The following is a 15,976-nucleotide window of genomic DNA, read 5'->3' on the forward strand; positions in this document are numbered from 1 at the left end:
CTAGCCGGTGACGGACTGTGCGTACGTTGCCAGGGTCATCGACGAACCGGAACCCGGCTCGGCGGTGAACGTCACGAGCGACTGATCCGGCTCCTGCGGCACGCGCAGCGTCTGCTGGATCACCTCCAGACGGCCCGCGACCGGGTGATCCAGCTCGTAGACGTCACGCCCGCACGGTTCGACGACGTGCTCGGCCCACATGGTGGCGAACTCGGGACTCTCGATCGCCAGCTCGCCGATCAGAGCCGTCAGACCCACGTCGCCCGGGTTGCGAGCCGTCATGATCCGCAGATTGCCCACCACGGCCCGGGCCTTCGCGGCCCAGTCCCGGTAGAGCGCGCGGGTGGGCGCGTCGAGGAACACCATCCGCGGCATGCTCGGCCGGTTCTCCGGATCGTCCGGCGCGGCGACGTCGACGTGCCCGGCCAGCAGCGCGTGCCCGGCGCGGTTCCAGGCCAGGACGTCGTTGCGCCGGCCCAGCACGAGCGCCGGCACCGTCGTCATCGCCGCCAGCAGCGCGCGCAGGTCGTCGGACGCGTGCTCGGCCGGCGACGGCGTGACCCGGGCCCGATGGCCGGCGCCCGCCGACAGCACGTGCAGGTGCTCCCGCTCGGCAGTGGTCAGCCGCATGGCCCGGGCGATCGCGTCCAGGACCTCGGGGGAGGCGTTCAACGACTGCCCCTGCTCCAGCCTGGTGTAGTAGCCGGCGCTGACCCCGGCGAGCATGGCCAGCTCCTCCCGGCGCAGGCCCGGGACACGGCGCCGGTCGCCGTAGTGCGGCAGGCCGACCGCCTCGGGGGTCAACTGCGCCCTCTTGGCCTGCAGGAACTCGCCGAGCGTCGACCGTACGTCCATGTCGTGAAGTATGGGTCGGCCCGCCCCGGCATGCCTGCACCTGTCAGGGGTAGCCACGAGCGGGCCTGGATAGCCGGCCGCCGGTTTCCCAGGATCATCGGCATGACTCACCACAAGGCCCTCGGCCTCGCCGCCGCCGCGGCACTCGCCGCCGCCGCGCTCCTGCCCGGCCTGACCGGCGCCGCGGGCGCGGCCACCCATCCGATCCGGGCCTCGTCCGTCCTGGTCCACCTCGACCTGGCCGCCGGCCAGATGCCGGAGAACATCGTGGCCGGCCGCCACGGCGGCATCGACGTCACCTTCGCCGGGGCGCGCCAGGTGGCCCGCATCGGCGCCGACGGCAGCACCCGCGTCCTGGCCACCCTGCCCGCGCCGGCCGACCCGGCCGCGGTCACGCCGCTGCTCGGCTTCCCGCTGGTCACCGGCCTGGCCCGGGTCGACCGGACCTTCTACGTCCTGTACGCCACCGGCTCGGCTCGCGAGACCGGCGTCTGGACCTTCACCGAGGGCGGCGCGCCCCGCAAGCTCGCCGACCTGCCCGCCGGCGGGCTGCCCAACGGCCTGGCCCGCGACCTGCGGACCGGCACGCTCTACGTCACCGACTCGGCGCTCGGCGCCGTCTACGCGGTCACGGCCAAGGGGCGGGTCAGCGTCTTCAGCGACAGCGCGGAACTGGCCTCCACCGGGTTCTTCGGGGTCAACGGAGCAAAGATCAAAAACGGTCGGTTGTACGTGTCCAACCTCGACAAGGGCACCATCCTGCGCACGCCGCTGACCGGTCCTGGGGCCGGCACGTTCACGACCGTCGCCACCGGGCTGACCGGGATCGACGACTTCGACTTCACTGGGCGGGGCGAGCAGATCCTGGCCGGTCTGGTCACCGAGAACCGGGTGGTGCTGGTCGACGGCGGCGCCGGCAGGACGGTGCTCACCGCGAGCGACGGCCTGTCCAACCCGACGTCGGTCCTGGTCCGCGACGGCAAGGTGTACGTGTCGAGTGCCGCCTACGTCACCCGGAAGGACCCGAACGTGGTAGTCGCTCAGCGCTCGAAGATCTCGTAGACCAACTCGTCCATGGTCATCGGCCGGGCGGCGAGCACGGCGGTCTCGAGGAGCTTCTCGTCGACCTCCGTGCTCGCCGCGGCCTTCACCACAGTGGCGCCGACCGTGCGGACGTACTCGTGTGCGCCCGGCCCGCGCCGGTAGTACAGGAACTCGCCACGCGGTTCGCAGCTGATCTCTTCCGGTCGCGGATCTGCTCGCGCACCTGGCTCATGACCCGGTCCCGGTCCTCCGAGAGCTGCTTTGCGGTGCGTCTGCCGCACCGCGTAGCCGCCATAGGCGCCGCCGGCCGCGAGCGCGAGGAGAGCGACGATCGCGACGAGGCGGATCCGGAGGCCGGTGAAGAGCGCGGCGACCAGGAGGTACGGCACCCCGGCGGTCGGCGCCCAGGGGACCATGGCGCCGTACGACACACCGAGATCGCGGGCGATCCACACCGCGACGATCACGCCCGCGGTTCCCCCGAGTGTCACCGACGCGGCCCACCGCCAGCGCTGCCGTCTCGTGGCCGGGGGAAACCCGGTCGCTGCTCCCACCACGGAGAACAGGCCGGTCGACGCGGCGAGCAGCGCGAGCAGACCGAACCCCGCCGTGGTGGTCCCGAAGGACTCCAGGATCACGAACAGGCCGACGCCGACGGGCAGCGTCAGGAGGCTGATCAGGTAGACCGCGGCCAGGTGGGCCATGGCCGGGCCGCTCTTGACGGGCACGCGGATCCTTTCGCGACGGTGGCATTCGAGTCTGCCGTACATCGACAAGGCCTGTCGTCCCGTCCACGACCGCGACCGCGGGTCCTGACCGCGAGCGCCCGGAGTCCTCGCTACATTGGCAGGCATGGTGGTCAGCAGCCGGGACGTCGAGGTGTTCGAGCAGGCCCGCCCTCGCCTCGAAGCGATCGCCTACCGGATGCTGGGCTCGGCCGGTGACGCCGAGGACGCCGTGCAGGACACGTTCCTGCGCTGGCAGGCCGCCGACCGTGAGCTCGTCGAGATCCCCGAGGCGTGGCTGACCCGGGTGCTGACCAACCTTTGCCTCAACCAGCTCACCTCGGCGCGGGCCCGCCGGGAGGCCTATGTCGGGCAGTGGCTGCCCGAGCCGCTGCTCGACGGCGACCGGATGCTCGGCCCGGCCGAGACCGCCGAGCAGCGCGACTCGGTGTCGATCGCCGTGCTCACCCTGATGGAGCGGCTCACCCCGAACGAACGGGCCGTCTACGTGCTGCGGGAGGCGTTCGGCTATCCGCACGCCGAGATCGCCGGCTTCCTCGACCTGACCGAGCCGAACTGTCAGCAGATCCACCGGCGGGCCCGGCAGCACATGGCCGACGGGCGTGCCCGTACCGAAACGGATGTCGCCTCCGCCCGCCGGATCGCCGAGCAGTTCCTCGCGGCGGCCCTCAGCGGTGAGGTGGAGCCGCTGGTGCGGATGCTGACCGGTGACGCGGTCGGCGTCGCCGACGGCGGCGGCGAGGTCCCGGCCCGCACCACCCCGATCGTCGGCGGGCTCCAGCTCGCCCGGCTGCTGCGCGGCATCCTCCGGCCGGGCGCCATCGACCGGTTCCTCCCGTCGAGCGACCTCTCCCTGCATGCCGCGGTCGTCAACGGCGGCCCGGCGCTCGTGGCGGTCGCCGGTGACCAGGTCGTCGGCGTCATCTGCATCGAGGTGACCGCCGACGGCATCGCCGCCCTGAACATCCAGGGCAGCCCGTCGAAGCTCCACCGGATCACCCGTGAGTGGGCCACCGCCCAATCGCGGTGACCCAGCTCACTGTCAGGGATCGTGAGCCTGTCCGGTTCAGGGTGTGATCGCAGCCCCACCGGACAGGAGCCCGCCATGAAGCACCGCATCGTCGTCCTCGGCGCCGGATACGCCGGCATCCACGCCGCCGGCCGCCTCGCCCGCCGCCTGCACCCCACCGACACCGAGATCACCCTGGTCAACGCCGAAGCGCACTTCGTCCAGCGGATCCGCATGCACCAACTCGCCACCGGCCAGCAGGTCGCCCGCCGCCCGCTGCGCGACGTCCTGGCCGGCACCGGCGTCACCCTGCGACAGGCCCGCGTCGTCGCCGTCGACGCCGACCACAACACCGTCACCTGCGAGGACGGCCCTCAGATCAACTTCGACACCCTGGTGTACGCGCTGGGCAGCACCGCCGCCACCGACGGCCTCAACATCGCCGGCGAACAGGGTGCGCTGGCCGTCCGGGACCGCCTGCACGCGCTGCCGGACGGCGCATCGGTCCTGATCGTCGGCGGCGGACTCACCGGCATCGAGGCGGTCACCGAGATCGCCGAGTCCCGCCCCGGCCTGGATGTGCGGATCGCCGTCCGGGGAGGTTTCGGCGACTGGCTCGGCGAGCGCGCCCGCACCCACCTGCACGGGGTGGCCGACCGCCTCGGCATCACCGTCCTCGAGCACACCGACGGTTCTTCCCGACACGCGGATCTCACCGTGTGGGCGACCGGGTTCAGCGCTCACCCGATCGCCGCGGCCAGCGGTGTCACCGTCGCCGACGGCCGGATCGTCGTCGACGAGACCATGCGCTCGGTGTCTCACCCGCACATCTACGCGGTGGGTGACGCCGCGCTCGCCACCGGCCCCGGCGGCCGGCCGCTGCGGATGTCGTGCGCCTCCGGCACCCCGATGGCGTGGCAGGCCGCCGACGCGATCGCCGCCCGTCTCACCGGAGGCCCGCTCCCGAAGAACCACATCCGCTATGTGGCGCAGTGCGTCAGCCTCGGCCGCCGGGACGGGATCATCCAGCTCGTCACCGCCGACGACCAGGCCAAACCGACGGCGATCACCGGCCGCGCGGCCGCCCGCATCAAGGAGATGATCTGCGCGGGCGCAGCCTGGAACATCGCCCACCCGCCGCTGCTGCTCCCCACCCGCCGCCGCCACGTCACCCCGGCGAACGATCTGGCCGCCGCGCTGAGGGTCGCGGAGTAGCGGCGATCGCATCGTCCGGTTCTCACCGCCGGGTCCCGGGCGCCCGAGACGACAGTGAGAGCCGGACGGATCAGGCCAGACACCTCTCGAAGCCAGGGTCTGCCGCCGCACAGCCGGGTCGGGGACGGCGGCGTCCCAGGGCGCCTACGCCGGTGTCTCGGTGATGCGGTCGAGCCACTCGATCAGCAGGCGGCGCTCGGGGTCGCTGAGGGCCGTCAGTTGCGGCGCGACAGCACGCAGGGCCACGGCCGTCGCTCGGGGGCCGGCCGGGGCCGTGGGTGGGGCGTCGCTCAGGATGCGGCCCAGAACGGCCTCCAGCATCGAGTCGCCCAGTGCCTGGTCCCGGCGCTCCGGTGGTGTCGCGAGCAGCAGCTGGACGGTGCCGACGCCGGCGGCCTGGATCACGTCGACCGCATGAGGCTCGGGGACCCGCAGCCGCCCCGCGGCCGCCAGCCGGTGGACACGTGTCTGCAGGACTTCCCGCCCGATGCGGGCGGCCGCCGAGTCCAGCACCCGGTCGGGATCGCTGAGCAGGCGGAACACGGCCGGGTTGGCGAGGCCGAAGTCGATCTGGCGTCGCCAGCTCTCCCGTAGGTCGTCGAGCGGGTCGACGTGGGCCGCCGTGGCCGCCGCCATGCCGGCGACCTTGCCCGCGACGAAGGTGGCCATCACGTGCTCGGCCACTGCTTCGAGCAGGCCGTCCTTGTCGCCGAACAGGCGGTAGATCGCCGGGGCCTGCACGCCGGCCCGCTCGGCGACACCGCGGGTCGTCACGGCGCCGGGGCCACCCTCGCGCAACAGCGCCGCGGCGGCCTCGACGATCGCGGTCCGGTTGTCCGTCCGGCTCTTGACGACCTCAGTCATGAATCAAAGATAACACTAACTTGCTATCGCTGGTCACGCGCGCTACGGTCGAGATGTTTCCACTGATAGCGTGAAAGGCGTATCAATGATTATCGTGACTGGAGCGACCGGAGCCCTCAACGGCGCGACCGTCGACCATCTGCTGGAGCGTCTGCCCGCCTCGGAGATCGCGGTGGCCGTGCGTGACACCGCCAGGGCCGACCGGTTCGCGCAGCACGGCATCGAGGTTCGTCGTGCCGACTACGCCGACGCCGAATCCCTCTCGGCCGCCTTCGCCGGGGCGGATCAGCTGCTGCTCGTGTCCTCCAACGATCCCGGCGCGGACGCGGTCGGACTGCACCGCACCGCCGTCGACGCCGCGGTCGCCGCCGGCGTGAAGCGGATCCTCTACACCAGCCATCAGGCCGCCTCCGCCGACAACCCGTTCGCCCCCGGGCGGACCCACTTCGCGACCGAGCAGCTGTTGGCCGCCTCCGGAGTCGCCTGGACCTCCCTGCGCAACGGGTTCTACGCGCACAGCCTCCAGTGGCTCGCCGGCCCGTGGCGCGAGACCGGCGTGATCGCCGTGCCCGGCGACGGCCCGGTGTCGTGGACGGCCCGCGAGGACGCCGCCGAGGCCGCCGCCCTGATCCTGACGTCGCCGGGCGCCCACGACGGCCCGGTCACCCTCACCGCGGACGCGGCGCCGACCTTCGCCGAGCTCGCCGCCGTCGCCTCCGAGTCGGCCGGGCGCACCATCCGGTACCAGCCGATGGACGAGGTGGACTGGATCGCCGCACAGTCGGCCGCCGGGCAGCCCGAGCACATGACCCGATTCCTGCTCGGCTTCTATCAGGCCGCGCGGCAGGGCTTCTTCGCCGGCGTCGACCCGCTACTAGGCAACCTGCTCGGCCGTCGCCCGCGTACCGCCCGGGAAGCGCTGTAGCCGTCGGGCGCGCTGACTGCCTCAGCCGACGGTGACGGCGGCGGGCAGGGCGGCGGCGTTGCGGAAGTCAGCCGACGGTGGCGGCGGCGAGCAGGGCGGCGGTGGGTAGTGCGAGCAGGCCGTCGGCGTCACGGAAGGCGGCGGTGTGCCGGTCGTACTCGGTGCGGATGCGGTCGACGGTGGCGGGGGCCTGTCGTCGTAGGAGTGCGCCGGCGGAGCCGATGCCGGCGGCCGGGCCGCTCCACCAGGTCTCCGGATCGACGCGGTGGGTCCAGGTGACGGTCTCGCAGACGGCGTCGAGCAGGCCGGCCCGGTGAAGGAGGCCGGTCAGACCGTCGGCGGTGCGGGGGAAGTCCTTGTCCGGGGCGACGCGGGGCAGGTCGGTGAGCCGTTGCACGCCGGCGGCGTCGAAGATCGTGGTCCAGAGCTGCTGGGCGGGCGGCTGAGGGTACGGCCAGATGGTGATCGCGACCCGTCCGCCGGGCCGGGTCACCCGCCGCAGCTCGCGGACCGCGGCCACCGGGTCACCGACGTGGTTGATCACGAAGTTGGCCACCACCGCGTCGAAGGCTCCGTCGGCGAACGGCAGCCCGGGCAGGATCGCCTCGTGCACCTCCGCCGCGGGCACCCGGTGGCGGGCCGCCTGCACCATGCTGGGCTCGGCGTCGACGGCGGTGACCCGCGCGCCACGGGCGCAGGCCAGGGCGGCGACGGTGCCGATGCCGGTGCCGACGTCGAGGAGCCGGTCACCGGTTCCGGCCCGCGCCGCGTCCAGCAGGGCGCCGGCGGGATGGGCGCAGAGAGAGGCGAAGCTGCCCTGGTACGCCGCGGCCCGTCCCGCCCACTGCTCCCGCTCGTATTCGTCGAACGCCGTCACCCGTGATCCCCTCGTCGCCGACCTTGATCGACAACGTAGCGCCACCGGTCGAGGGGGAGTGGTCGCGGGCGGTCCGAGAGTCGGGCTGTCGGCGTCACCGGTCGAGGGGGAGTGGTCGCGGGCGGTCCGAGAGGCGGGGTGTCGGCGTCACAGGTCGAGGACGAGGCGAGGGCCGGCGGCTCGGGAGACGCAGAGGAAGATGGTGTCGTTGGCGGCTCGCTCGTCGGGGGTCAGCAGGGCGTCGCGGTGGTCGACGACTCCGGACAGGACCGTCGTCTCGCAGGTGCCGCACGTGCCCTCCCGGCAGGAGGACAGGATGGCGACGCCGGCCGCCTCGACGACCTCCAGAATCGAGCGGTCGGCGGGGACGGTCAGGGTTCGGCCGCTGGCGGCCAGCTCCACCTCGAAGGGGGCTTGCGGTCCGGCCGCGGCGGCGGGGGTGAAGCGCTCGACGTGCAGGGGACGGCCCGGCCATCGGGCGCAGCACTCCTCGACGGCACGCAGCATGCCCTCCGGGCCGCAGCAGTAGACGTGCGTGCCAGGGGCGGAGCGGCTGAGCAGGGCGTCCAGGTCGATGCGGCCGCGTTCGTCCTCCGGATACAGCGTCACCCGGCCGTCGGCCTCGAGCCGGTCGCGGAACGGCATGGAGGCGGCGTCGCGGCCCGCGTAGTGCAGCTCCCACGGTGCCTCGGCGGCGGCCAGCATCGGCAGGATCGGGGTGATGCCGATGCCGCCGGCCAGGAACAGGTAGCCGGGAGCGGGTTCGAGCGGGAAGTGGTTGCGGGGCTCGCTCACCTCGATCACGTCCTGGGCGGACAGGCCGTCGTGGACGTGCCGGGAGCCGCCTCGTCCGGACTCCTCGCGGCGCACGGCGATCCGCCACGCCGACCGGTCGGCCGGGTCTCCGCACAGCGAGTACTGCCGGGTCAGGCCGGGGGCGAGCAGGACGTCGACGTGGGCGCCGGGTGTCCAGGCGGGTAGGCACGGGCCGTCCGCGCTTCGCAACTCCAGCGCGACGACGCCTCTTGCGACCTCGGTGAGCTCGTTGATCCGTACCCTCATGTCGATCTCACCAGGTGCGCCGGAGGCCGTGAGGCCGGGGGATCGGGGGTGACCGGACCGCCGGCCGGGTGTTCGGGGTGGGCGAGCAGCCACTCCCACATGGCGACCGGCTCGTCGGCCTCGGCCTGCGCGCCGCAGTGGCATCGGCCGCGCAGGCGGTCGTCGCCGGGCAGCCAGGTGATCCGCAGCGTCGCCGGGCTCATCCGCGCATCCGGTCGATCAGGCGGCGCGCGGCCAGGCCGCCGGTGTCGATGTTGATGGAGAGCTCCTGGTAGCCGTCGGGTTCGCCGGAGATGACCCGTTCCAGGACGTCGAGCGCGGCCACGTCCTGCAGCACGACGGTCCGGTTGCTGGCGGCGAGGTAGTCGCTGACGTCCTGGTCGTCGAGGGCGAAGTCGCGGGCCACCGCCCAGAAGTCGTGGGTGGTGCTCTCGGTCTCCGGCGTGATCGCGTAGACGACCTCGACGTGGAAGGCGTCCGGGTCGGTGCCGTCGTCGTTCGGCAGGACGCCGGCCGGCGCGATCCGGCTGTGCAGCAGGTAGAGGCAGGGTGGGGTGAACTCGATGTCCTGCCAGCGGGTGATGCGCCCGGTGATGCCGGTCGAGTTGGCGTAGAACGGCGGGCAGGCGGCGTCGGCCATCCGCCGTGACACGTAGACGATGCCGGCCTCCTCGTCGACCGTGGTCTCGATCGGCGTCTCGGCGACCTCCGGCGTGCCGATGTAGCCGCCGTGCAGGTAGGTCTCGTGTGACAGGTCAAGCAGGTTGTCGACGAGCAGGCTCGCCCGGGCGGCCAGCGGTTCCATGCCGGAGACGGCGGTCCAGCCGGGCAGGTCCAGCCACGGCGCCCGGGGGATGCGGGTGGTCGCGGCGCGCTCGGGGTCGCCGATGAAGACCCAGACGAAGGAGTCCTGTTCGACGACGGGGTAAGCGCGCAGCCGGGCGGTGCGCGGGACCCGAGTCTGGCCGGGGACGGCCACGCATACGCCGTCGGCGCCGTAGGTGAAACCGTGATACCCGCAGACGACGGTGTCGCCCACCAGGTGGCTGGGCTTCTCGGCCAGCGGGAAACGGCGATGCACGCACCGGTCCGACATCGCGGTCACGGCGCCGTCGCCGGTGCGCCAGAACAAGATCGATTCACCACATACGGTACGGGTGAACAGCTCCCTGTTGATTTCGCGGGTGTAGGCCGCCACGTACCACTGGTTCCGAACGAATGCCGTCGTCATGCCCGCCAGTTTGTGACCTGGGTCGCAGCGGGTCATCCTGGCTTTCCGACATACGGAAGGAGCCGGCGATGACGCGGCGCGTGGCGACCGGCCCGGTGCTCGGCCGGGCCCTGCGGATCCTGGAGGCGTTCGGGCCGCGGCACACCGTGCTCACCCTCACCGACGTGGCCCGGCGTGCGGGCCTGCCGCTGTCGACGGTGCACCGGCTGGCCGGCGAGCTGGTGGCGTGGGGCGCCCTGGAGCGTGACACCGCCGGGCGGTACAGCGTGGGACTGCGCCTGTGGGAGGTCGGCTCGCTGGCGCCGCGCGGCCTCGGCCTGCGGGAGCGGGCGCTGCCGTTCCTGGAGGACCTGTCCCAGGTCACCCACGAGAACGTGCAGTTGGCGGTACGGGAGGGCGCCGAGGTGGTGTTCGTCGAGCGGATCGCGGGCCGCCGGGCCGTGCCGGTGCACACCCGGGTCGGCGGGCGGTTCGCGCTGTCGGCCACCGGCGTCGGCCTGGTCCTGCTCGCCCACGCGCCCGCGGAGCTGCAGGAGGAGGTGATCGGCTCGGCGATCGAGCGGTTCACCCCGTACACCGTCACCGATGCACGGGCGCTGCGCCGTCTGCTGGCCGATGTGCGCTCCAACGGCTTCTCGGTCAGCGATCGCCAGGTCACCGAGGACGCCCTGTCGGTGGGGGCGCCGATCCGGGACTCGCACGGCACGGTGGTGGCGGCGTTATCGCTGGTCGTGCGCTACGGCACGGTCTCGCCGCATGCGCTGGCGCCGCTCGTGCTGTCCAGTGCGCGGGCGATCTCGCGCACGCTGACCTAGGGCCCCTCCGGGCCGACGGCGCCGGCCGGGGAACCTGCCGGGCTCGGGCCCGCCCGGCCGTTTGTGCCCGAGCCCATTTGCTGACACACATCGGGTGTGTGGCGCCTCGTGACCGGGAAGTGAGGGGAGTGAGTCACGTGGCGTAACGAGGAGAGTCATGAGCTGGGCGCAGGTGGTCCGCGAGCGGGCCCGTACCACTTTGGCATCGGCGGCCAGCCGGAACGTGCCGCCACCGTTCGTGGTCGGGCCGGAGCTGCAGGATCCGGGTGCGCCGGTCGTGGTGGTGAACAACCAGCCGGACAGCGACGACGTGCTGCCGCAGGGAGTACGGACGGCGGGCGCCTGGGCCTGGCGGTTCATCCTGTTCGTCGTTGCCACGTACCTCTTCCTGCGCCTGGTCTCGCTGCTCAGCGTCGTGATCATCCCGGTGGTCGTGGCGATCCTGCTGGCGGCCCTCTTCCAGCCGGCCAGCGCGGCGCTGGTGCGGTGGGGCGTCAAACGGTCCCTGGCGGCGGGGCTCGTGCTGGTCGGCGGCCTGATCGTGGTCTTCGGCGGGCTCAGCCTGATCGTGCGCACCTTCATCTCCCAGCTCGACGACCTGTCGGCTCGGGTCACCGAGGGCATCGACGAGATCCAGACCTGGCTGTCGCGGGGCCCGCTGCACCTGACCGACGCGCAACTGAGTCAGTACGTCGAGCAGGCCCGCACCGCGTTCACCGCCAACCAGGGCGCCGTCACCAGCGGGGCGATCAGCACCGCGGCCACGCTGGGCGAGGTGGTGACCGGGTTCTTCCTGGTGCTGTTCACCCTCTTCTTCTTCCTGCGTGACGGCGCCCAGATCTGGTCGTTCCTGTGCCGTCTGCTGCCGCGGGAGGCGCAGGTCTCCACCGCGCGCGCCGGACACTACTCGTGGCACACGCTGGTGTCCTACGTGCACGCCACCGTGCTCGTCGCCTTCGTCGACGCGGTGGGGATCGGGATCGGCCTGGCCGTGCTGCGGGTGCCGCTGGCGCTGCCGCTGGCCGCCCTGGTGTTCCTCGGCGCCTTCATCCCGGTGATCGGCGCGGCCCTGACCGGCACCGTGGCGGTGCTGGTCGCTCTGGTCGCGAACGGCCCGGTGACCGCCGTGACCGTGCTGATCATCGTGATCGCCGTGCAGCAGCTGGAAGGCCACGTGCTGCAGCCGCTGATCATGGGCCGGGCGGTGGCGCTGCACCCACTCGCGATCATCCTGGCGATCGCCGGCGGCATCGTGGTGGCCGGCATCGTCGGCGGTCTGATCGCGGTGCCCCTGCTCGCCGTGCTGAACACCGCCATCCGATACCTGGTCCGGTACCCGTCGGGCGAGCCGACCCCGGACCGGGAGCCGCCGGGCACCGAGCCGACCGACGACGAGCAGGCCGAGCGGGAGAACCGGGTCGAGGAGGCGCAGCTCGCCGCCGACCCGGCGACCCCGCCGCCGGCCCACACCTCGGTGTCCTGACGCGGCCTTGTCAGGATGGGGCGACGACCCCGCCGATGCCGGTGCGGCCGGCCGGGGTCGCCACCAACTCGACCGTGACGCCGTCGCGGACGCGCTCGCCGAAGACGTCGGCGAGCGCGTCGGTGACCACGGTGACGAGCCGGGCCACGATCTCGTCGGCGTCGGGACGGCTGAACGCGGCCTCCTTGATGCCGAACGTGACGAACGGCGGCGGCTGCTCGGCCGGCTTGCCGCCGATGCCCCATCGGTGTGGCGGCAGGCCGATCAGCCTGATGTCGACCAGGCCGCGGGCCCACTCGCCGTAGACGGTGACGACCGCGTCGGTCAATGCGCTGATCAGGGCGGTCTCGCGGCCGGACAGGTCGCTCTCCAGCACGTGGACGCTGAGGTGTGGCATACGATCCCCCGTGGCTTTGACGACAAAATAGCTTTGACCTCAAAGGTATTTGGAGGGTGCGGCGATGTCAACGGACGATGCTGTCCGGGAACTGCTGCTGGTGATGCCACGGATGGTCGGCCGGATCAAGCGCCTGCCCCTGCCCGAGCGGTTGCAGTCGCTCGACCTCGCGCCCCGGCACCTGTCGATGCTGTCCCTGCTGCTGCTCGACGGCCCGCAGACCGTCTCCCGGCTGGCCGAGGTGCTGGGCGTCGCCCCGACCACGGTCAGCCTGATCGTCAGCGATCTCAGCCGCCGGGGCGTTCTGGTCCGCCGCGAGGACGACGACGACCGCCGGCGCCGGATCGTCGACATCAGCCCGGACAGCCGCGACGCGATCGCCCAGTGGCTGTCACCGGGCGCGCAGGCGTGGCGGCAGGCGCTGGCCCCGCTGTCCCCTGCCGAGCAGCGCTCCTTCGTCGACACGCTGCTGCGCTACGAGCAGGCGGTCACAGCAGCCCGCGAGCGGTGAGGAAGCGTCGTAGCTCGTCGTCCTCGGCATCGGTCATCGCGCCGCGGGGCAGGTCGAGCACGATGCCGCCCTCCTGGCGCATCAGGTAGGCGTCGGGGCTCGCCGCGACGGCGACGACCGCCGTCCACCGCCAGGTGCGGGCCGAGCCGGGGCCGGTGACCCGGATCCCGTCGTCGGTGATCGTCCAGTGCCGGGTGACGGGTTGCGTCTCGTTCAGGCTCGTGTCGAGCCGCCGCCACGTCCGAACGCCGATCACGGCCGGCAGGAGAAGCAGCGCGACACCGGCGACGGCGAGCGCCAGGCTGCCCGACGCGGCGGCGACGGCCCCGGTCACGGCCGCCGGGGCCGCGGCGGCGATGAGTCGCCACCAGGGCATTCGGGCCATGATCTGGTTGCGGCGGTCGGATGCGGGCACGTACAACGGTGGGCTACCGGCGTCCACTTCGATCAGCATCGGTCACCGCGTGTTCCGCGCGCCCAGCAGGCCGCGTGCCGAGAGGAAGGCGTCGAGCTGCGCGTCCTGCTCCGGACTGAGCGGCCGGCGTGGGATGTCGACCATCACGTGCCCCTCTTGGAACAGCAGGAAGGCCTGTTTCGTCGCCTCGCCCGAGCGGAACGTCGACCACGCGAACTCCGCGGACGTCACCTCCGAGCTGGACTCGACGCCGTCGTCGGTGAGCAGCCACCGGCGCGGCGACTGCCAGGCCAGCGGGACGGTCATCATCGCGGCGAGACGCACCTGCCAGACGATCAGCACCGCGACCCCGGCGACCACGACGAGCGCACCGAGGAGGATCCGATCCAGCAACGCCATGACGGCGAATCCCGCTGCGACGGCGATCAGCCCGAGCAACAGCAGCGGGAACGTGGCGCGGCGCGCCCCGCGGGCGAGTTGCCCCCGGAAGTATTCGGCGTCCCGGCCGAAGGTGAATTCGATTCGCACCGATGGATCCTATGGCCCGCCGGTGCCTCGGCACCTCAGTCTGTCGGCCCACTGTGGGCGTGGGTGACCGGCGGGGACGGTGGGTGCACCCGGCGCCGGGTCCGGTTTCGTTCACCGCTTGAAGCGGGGCCGAGCGCGTCCGGACCCGGCCCGGGGCACGCGTGCCGCCTCAACCGGGCAGGGCCAGGCGCAGCAGGGCCTCGGTGGCCGGGCCGGCCGGGGTCGCGGCGGGTAGCGCGACCGCCACCCGCCAGTCCGGGACCGGGCCGGTGACCAGGGCCGCGTGCAGGCCCTTGGCGTGTGGCTTGCGGGTCACCGGGGCCGGGACCAGGGCCACCCCGAGGTCCTGGTGGACGAAGTCGAGCAGGGTGTGCACGTCGTTGACCTCGACGGCCACCCGGCGCTCGGCGCCGGCGCGGGTGAAGGCCAGGTCGTTGACCCGGCGGGCGCCCCAGTCGGCGCTGAAGTCGATGAACTCGCTGCCGGCCAGGTCGGCGACGGCGACGGTCTCGCTGTCGGCCAGCGCGTGCGACGGGTGGCAGAGCAGCATCATCTTCTCGGCGGCGACCGGCAGCAGGCGTACGCCGTCCGGCGCCGGCCCCGGCAACGCCACGAACCCGGCCTGTAGCAGCCCGGCCCGCACCAGCTCGACCAGATGTCCCGAGCCCGCGTAGCGCAACTGGACCTCGACGCCGGGATGCGCGCGCCGGAACGAGGCGACCAGCGGCGCCATGTCGATCACGCCGAGGCACTGCTCGGCGCCGATGGCGAGGTTGCCGCGCAGCAGCCCACGGACGGCGGCGACGGCGTCCCGGGCGGCGGTCGCGCTCGCCAGCGTCCGGTGCGCCTCGGTGAGCAGCGCGCGGCCGGCGTCGGTCAGCTCGACCCGGCGGGTGTGCCGGATGAACAGGTCGGCGTCGAGCTCGCGTTCGAGGGCGCGGATCGAGGCGGACAGGCCGGACTGGGCGACCCGCATCCGCTGGGCGGCCCGGGTGAAGTGCCGCTCCTCGGCGACCGCCACGAAGTATTCGAGATGCCGCAGTTCCACGACCGATCACCTTAGCTGCTTAATTCGAGCGGTTTCTTCTGTTGGACGGCGCGGAGGAGGGCATACCAGGGTGGAGACCGTACACATCTTCGGGAGGAAACCATGCAGAGCCGTCGCATCGGTGACGTGCAGGTCAGCGCGATCGGACTCGGTGGCATGCCGATGTCGATCGAGGGCCGGCCGGACGAGGAACGCTCGATCCGCACCGTCCACGCCGCGCTGGACGCCGGTATCACCCTGATCGACACCGCCGACGCCTACCACATCGGCGCCGACGAGGTCGGGCACAACGAGTCGCTGATCGCCCGGGCGCTCGCCTCCTACGGCGGTGACACCTCCGATGTGCTGGTCGCCACCAAGGGCGGTCACCTGCGGCCGGGTGACGGCAGCTGGACCCTGAACAGCTCGCCCGACTACCTCAAGCAGGCCTGCGAGGAGTCCCTCAAGCGGCTCGGCGTCGACGCCATCGGCCTGTACCAGCATCACCGGCCGGATCCGCGGGTGCCGTACGCGGACTCGATCGGCGCGATCCGGGACCTGCTGGACGCCGGGAAGATCCGGATGGCCGGCATCTCCAACGCGAACCCGGAGCAGATCCGCGAGGCGCGGGAGATCCTGGGCGGCCGGCTGGTGTCGGTGCAGAACCAGTTCTCGCCCGCGTTCCGCTCCTCCGAGCCGGAGCTGGAGCTCTGCACCGAGCTGGGCATCGCCTTCCTGCCCTGGTCGCCGCTGGGCGGCATCCAGGCGGCGGGCTCGCTGGGCGGTGCGTTCGCCCAGGTCGCCGAGAAGTACGGGGTGAGCCCGCAGCGTGTCTGCCTGGCCTGGCACCTGGCCAAGTCGCCGGTGTCGATCCCGATCCCCGGTGCGAGCCGTCCCGAGACGATCACCGACTCGTCGGCCGCCGACACCCTCGAACTGACCGCCGACGACCTCGCCGTCCTCCCGTAAGGA

At 72.5% G+C, this 15,976-nt stretch carries 19 protein-coding genes; 8 read left to right on the forward strand and 11 right to left on the reverse strand.

The genetic code is table 11. The annotated features are described in order from the left end of the window. Nucleotides 1-855 (reverse strand): helix-turn-helix domain-containing protein, encoded by an 855-nt coding sequence (locus ACQPZW_RS18375; protein WP_433796115.1) that lies wholly within the window; start codon nt 853-855, stop codon nt 1-3. Nucleotides 856-957: 102 nt separating this feature from the next. On the opposite strand from ACQPZW_RS18375, the gene ACQPZW_RS18380 reads away from it, so the two are divergent. Next, nucleotides 958-1,917: a hypothetical protein gene (locus ACQPZW_RS18380; RefSeq protein WP_433796116.1), complete on the forward strand. Its 960-nt coding sequence runs from the start codon at nt 958-960 to the stop codon at nt 1,915-1,917. On the opposite strand, the gene ACQPZW_RS18385 is transcribed toward ACQPZW_RS18380, so the two are convergent. Continuing rightward, a complete protein-coding gene (locus ACQPZW_RS18385) occupies nt 1,896-2,627 on the reverse strand; it encodes a hypothetical protein (protein WP_433796117.1) in 732 nt (243 codons plus the stop codon). The two genes, ACQPZW_RS18380 and ACQPZW_RS18385, sit on opposite strands and share 22 nt — an antisense overlap. Before the next feature lie 124 nt (nt 2,628-2,751). Here ACQPZW_RS18385 and sigJ point away from each other — a divergent pair, with 124 nt between their 5' ends. Continuing rightward, nucleotides 2,752-3,675 (forward strand): RNA polymerase sigma factor SigJ, encoded by a 924-nt coding sequence (gene sigJ / locus ACQPZW_RS18390; protein WP_433796118.1) that lies wholly within the window; start codon nt 2,752-2,754, stop codon nt 3,673-3,675. Nucleotides 3,676-3,750: 75 nt separating this feature from the next. Next, nucleotides 3,751-4,869, forward strand: coding sequence for an NAD(P)/FAD-dependent oxidoreductase (locus tag ACQPZW_RS18395; protein ID WP_433796119.1), 1,119 nt, complete (start codon nt 3,751-3,753; stop codon nt 4,867-4,869). Nucleotides 4,870-5,013: 144 nt separating this feature from the next. Here the strand turns inward: ACQPZW_RS18395 and ACQPZW_RS18400 are convergent, their stop codons facing one another. Further along, nucleotides 5,014-5,733 (reverse strand): TetR/AcrR family transcriptional regulator, encoded by a 720-nt coding sequence (locus ACQPZW_RS18400; protein ID WP_433796120.1) that lies wholly within the window; start codon nt 5,731-5,733, stop codon nt 5,014-5,016. Nucleotides 5,734-5,818: 85 nt separating this feature from the next. Here ACQPZW_RS18400 and ACQPZW_RS18405 point away from each other — a divergent pair, with 85 nt between their 5' ends. After that, nucleotides 5,819-6,658 (forward strand): NmrA family NAD(P)-binding protein, encoded by an 840-nt coding sequence (locus ACQPZW_RS18405; RefSeq protein ID WP_433796121.1) that lies wholly within the window; start codon nt 5,819-5,821, stop codon nt 6,656-6,658. 67 nt (nt 6,659-6,725) lie between these two features. Here the strand turns inward: ACQPZW_RS18405 and ACQPZW_RS18410 are convergent, their stop codons facing one another. The 4 genes from ACQPZW_RS18410 to ACQPZW_RS18425 all read right to left on the reverse strand — a co-directional run bounded on the left by ACQPZW_RS18410 (nt 6,726) and on the right by ACQPZW_RS18425 (nt 9,828). Further along, nucleotides 6,726-7,535, reverse strand: coding sequence for a class I SAM-dependent methyltransferase (locus ACQPZW_RS18410; RefSeq protein ID WP_433796122.1), 810 nt, complete (start codon nt 7,533-7,535; stop codon nt 6,726-6,728). A gap of 147 nt (nt 7,536-7,682) precedes the next feature. Continuing rightward, nucleotides 7,683-8,597 (reverse strand): PDR/VanB family oxidoreductase, encoded by a 915-nt coding sequence (locus ACQPZW_RS18415; RefSeq protein WP_433796123.1) that lies wholly within the window; start codon nt 8,595-8,597, stop codon nt 7,683-7,685. After that, entirely contained in the window at nt 8,594-8,800 is a 207-nt protein-coding gene (locus ACQPZW_RS18420; protein WP_433796124.1) for a hypothetical protein, read from the reverse strand. Before ACQPZW_RS18420 ends, ACQPZW_RS18415 begins: the two co-directional genes overlap by 4 nt. Further along, nucleotides 8,797-9,828, reverse strand: a complete 1,032-nt coding sequence (locus tag ACQPZW_RS18425; protein ID WP_433796125.1) for a Rieske 2Fe-2S domain-containing protein — start codon at nt 9,826-9,828, stop codon at nt 8,797-8,799. The genes ACQPZW_RS18420 and ACQPZW_RS18425 overlap by 4 nt, the downstream gene beginning before the upstream one ends. 68 nt (nt 9,829-9,896) lie before the next feature. On the opposite strand from ACQPZW_RS18425, the gene ACQPZW_RS18430 reads away from it, so the two are divergent. Beyond that, entirely contained in the window at nt 9,897-10,643 is a 747-nt protein-coding gene (locus ACQPZW_RS18430) for an IclR family transcriptional regulator (protein ID WP_433796126.1), read from the forward strand. A gap of 157 nt (nt 10,644-10,800) precedes the next feature. Continuing rightward, the gene (locus tag ACQPZW_RS18435) at nt 10,801-12,126 is read left to right on the forward strand and encodes an AI-2E family transporter (protein WP_433796127.1); all 1,326 of its coding nucleotides are present in this window, start codon (nt 10,801-10,803) and stop codon (nt 12,124-12,126) included. Between the two features lie 10 nt (nt 12,127-12,136). Here the strand turns inward: ACQPZW_RS18435 and ACQPZW_RS18440 are convergent, their stop codons facing one another. Then, on the reverse strand, nt 12,137-12,523 hold the full coding sequence (locus ACQPZW_RS18440) for a tautomerase family protein (protein WP_433796128.1): 387 nt from the start codon (nt 12,521-12,523) through the stop codon (nt 12,137-12,139). 64 nt (nt 12,524-12,587) lie between these two features. Here ACQPZW_RS18440 and ACQPZW_RS18445 point away from each other — a divergent pair, with 64 nt between their 5' ends. Then, entirely contained in the window at nt 12,588-13,034 is a 447-nt protein-coding gene (locus ACQPZW_RS18445) for a MarR family transcriptional regulator (protein ID WP_433796129.1), read from the forward strand. Here ACQPZW_RS18445 and ACQPZW_RS18450 read toward each other — a convergent pair. The 3 genes from ACQPZW_RS18450 to ACQPZW_RS18460 form a co-directional block, all read right to left on the reverse strand. Then, the gene (locus ACQPZW_RS18450) at nt 13,012-13,488 is read right to left on the reverse strand and encodes a YcxB family protein (protein ID WP_433796130.1); all 477 of its coding nucleotides are present in this window, start codon (nt 13,486-13,488) and stop codon (nt 13,012-13,014) included. The two genes, ACQPZW_RS18445 and ACQPZW_RS18450, sit on opposite strands and share 23 nt — an antisense overlap. 3 nt (nt 13,489-13,491) lie before the next feature. Further along, nucleotides 13,492-13,977, reverse strand: a complete 486-nt coding sequence (locus tag ACQPZW_RS18455; RefSeq protein WP_433796131.1) for a YcxB family protein — start codon at nt 13,975-13,977, stop codon at nt 13,492-13,494. Nucleotides 13,978-14,146: 169 nt separating this feature from the next. After that, nucleotides 14,147-15,025 (reverse strand): LysR family transcriptional regulator, encoded by an 879-nt coding sequence (locus ACQPZW_RS18460; RefSeq protein WP_433796132.1) that lies wholly within the window; start codon nt 15,023-15,025, stop codon nt 14,147-14,149. A gap of 102 nt (nt 15,026-15,127) precedes the next feature. Between ACQPZW_RS18460 and ACQPZW_RS18465 the strand changes: the two genes are divergently transcribed. Next, nucleotides 15,128-15,973 carry an aldo/keto reductase gene (locus ACQPZW_RS18465; RefSeq protein ID WP_433796133.1) on the forward strand — a complete coding sequence of 282 codons (846 nt, stop codon included), beginning with the start codon at nt 15,128-15,130 and terminating at the stop codon, nt 15,971-15,973. Nucleotides 15,974-15,976: the final 3 nt, after the last annotated feature.

This window comes from Actinoplanes sp. CA-252034, from assembly GCF_050956125.1.
Lineage (GTDB): Bacteria > Actinomycetota > Actinomycetes > Mycobacteriales > Micromonosporaceae > Actinoplanes.

Coding starts and splice junctions, on each gene's coding strand:
- ACQPZW_RS18440 (WP_433796128.1), bottom strand. CDS start 12,523: ATGCCACACCTCAGCGTCCACGTGCTGGAGAGCGACCTGTCCGGCCGC.
- ACQPZW_RS18405 (WP_433796121.1), top strand. CDS start 5,819: ATGATTATCGTGACTGGAGCGACCGGAGCCCTCAACGGCGCGACCGTC.
- ACQPZW_RS18445 (WP_433796129.1), top strand. CDS start 12,588: ATGTCAACGGACGATGCTGTCCGGGAACTGCTGCTGGTGATGCCACGG.
- ACQPZW_RS18415 (WP_433796123.1), bottom strand. CDS start 8,597: ATGAGGGTACGGATCAACGAGCTCACCGAGGTCGCAAGAGGCGTCGTC.
- sigJ (WP_433796118.1), top strand. CDS start 2,752: ATGGTGGTCAGCAGCCGGGACGTCGAGGTGTTCGAGCAGGCCCGCCCT.
- ACQPZW_RS18375 (WP_433796115.1), bottom strand. CDS start 855: ATGGACGTACGGTCGACGCTCGGCGAGTTCCTGCAGGCCAAGAGGGCG.
- ACQPZW_RS18430 (WP_433796126.1), top strand. CDS start 9,897: ATGACGCGGCGCGTGGCGACCGGCCCGGTGCTCGGCCGGGCCCTGCGG.
- ACQPZW_RS18400 (WP_433796120.1), bottom strand. CDS start 5,733: ATGACTGAGGTCGTCAAGAGCCGGACGGACAACCGGACCGCGATCGTC.
- ACQPZW_RS18435 (WP_433796127.1), top strand. CDS start 10,801: ATGAGCTGGGCGCAGGTGGTCCGCGAGCGGGCCCGTACCACTTTGGCA.
- ACQPZW_RS18425 (WP_433796125.1), bottom strand. CDS start 9,828: ATGACGACGGCATTCGTTCGGAACCAGTGGTACGTGGCGGCCTACACC.
- ACQPZW_RS18465 (WP_433796133.1), top strand. CDS start 15,128: ATGCAGAGCCGTCGCATCGGTGACGTGCAGGTCAGCGCGATCGGACTC.
- ACQPZW_RS18420 (WP_433796124.1), bottom strand. CDS start 8,800: ATGAGCCCGGCGACGCTGCGGATCACCTGGCTGCCCGGCGACGACCGC.
- ACQPZW_RS18395 (WP_433796119.1), top strand. CDS start 3,751: ATGAAGCACCGCATCGTCGTCCTCGGCGCCGGATACGCCGGCATCCAC.
- ACQPZW_RS18450 (WP_433796130.1), bottom strand. CDS start 13,488: ATGCTGATCGAAGTGGACGCCGGTAGCCCACCGTTGTACGTGCCCGCA.
- ACQPZW_RS18380 (WP_433796116.1), top strand. CDS start 958: ATGACTCACCACAAGGCCCTCGGCCTCGCCGCCGCCGCGGCACTCGCC.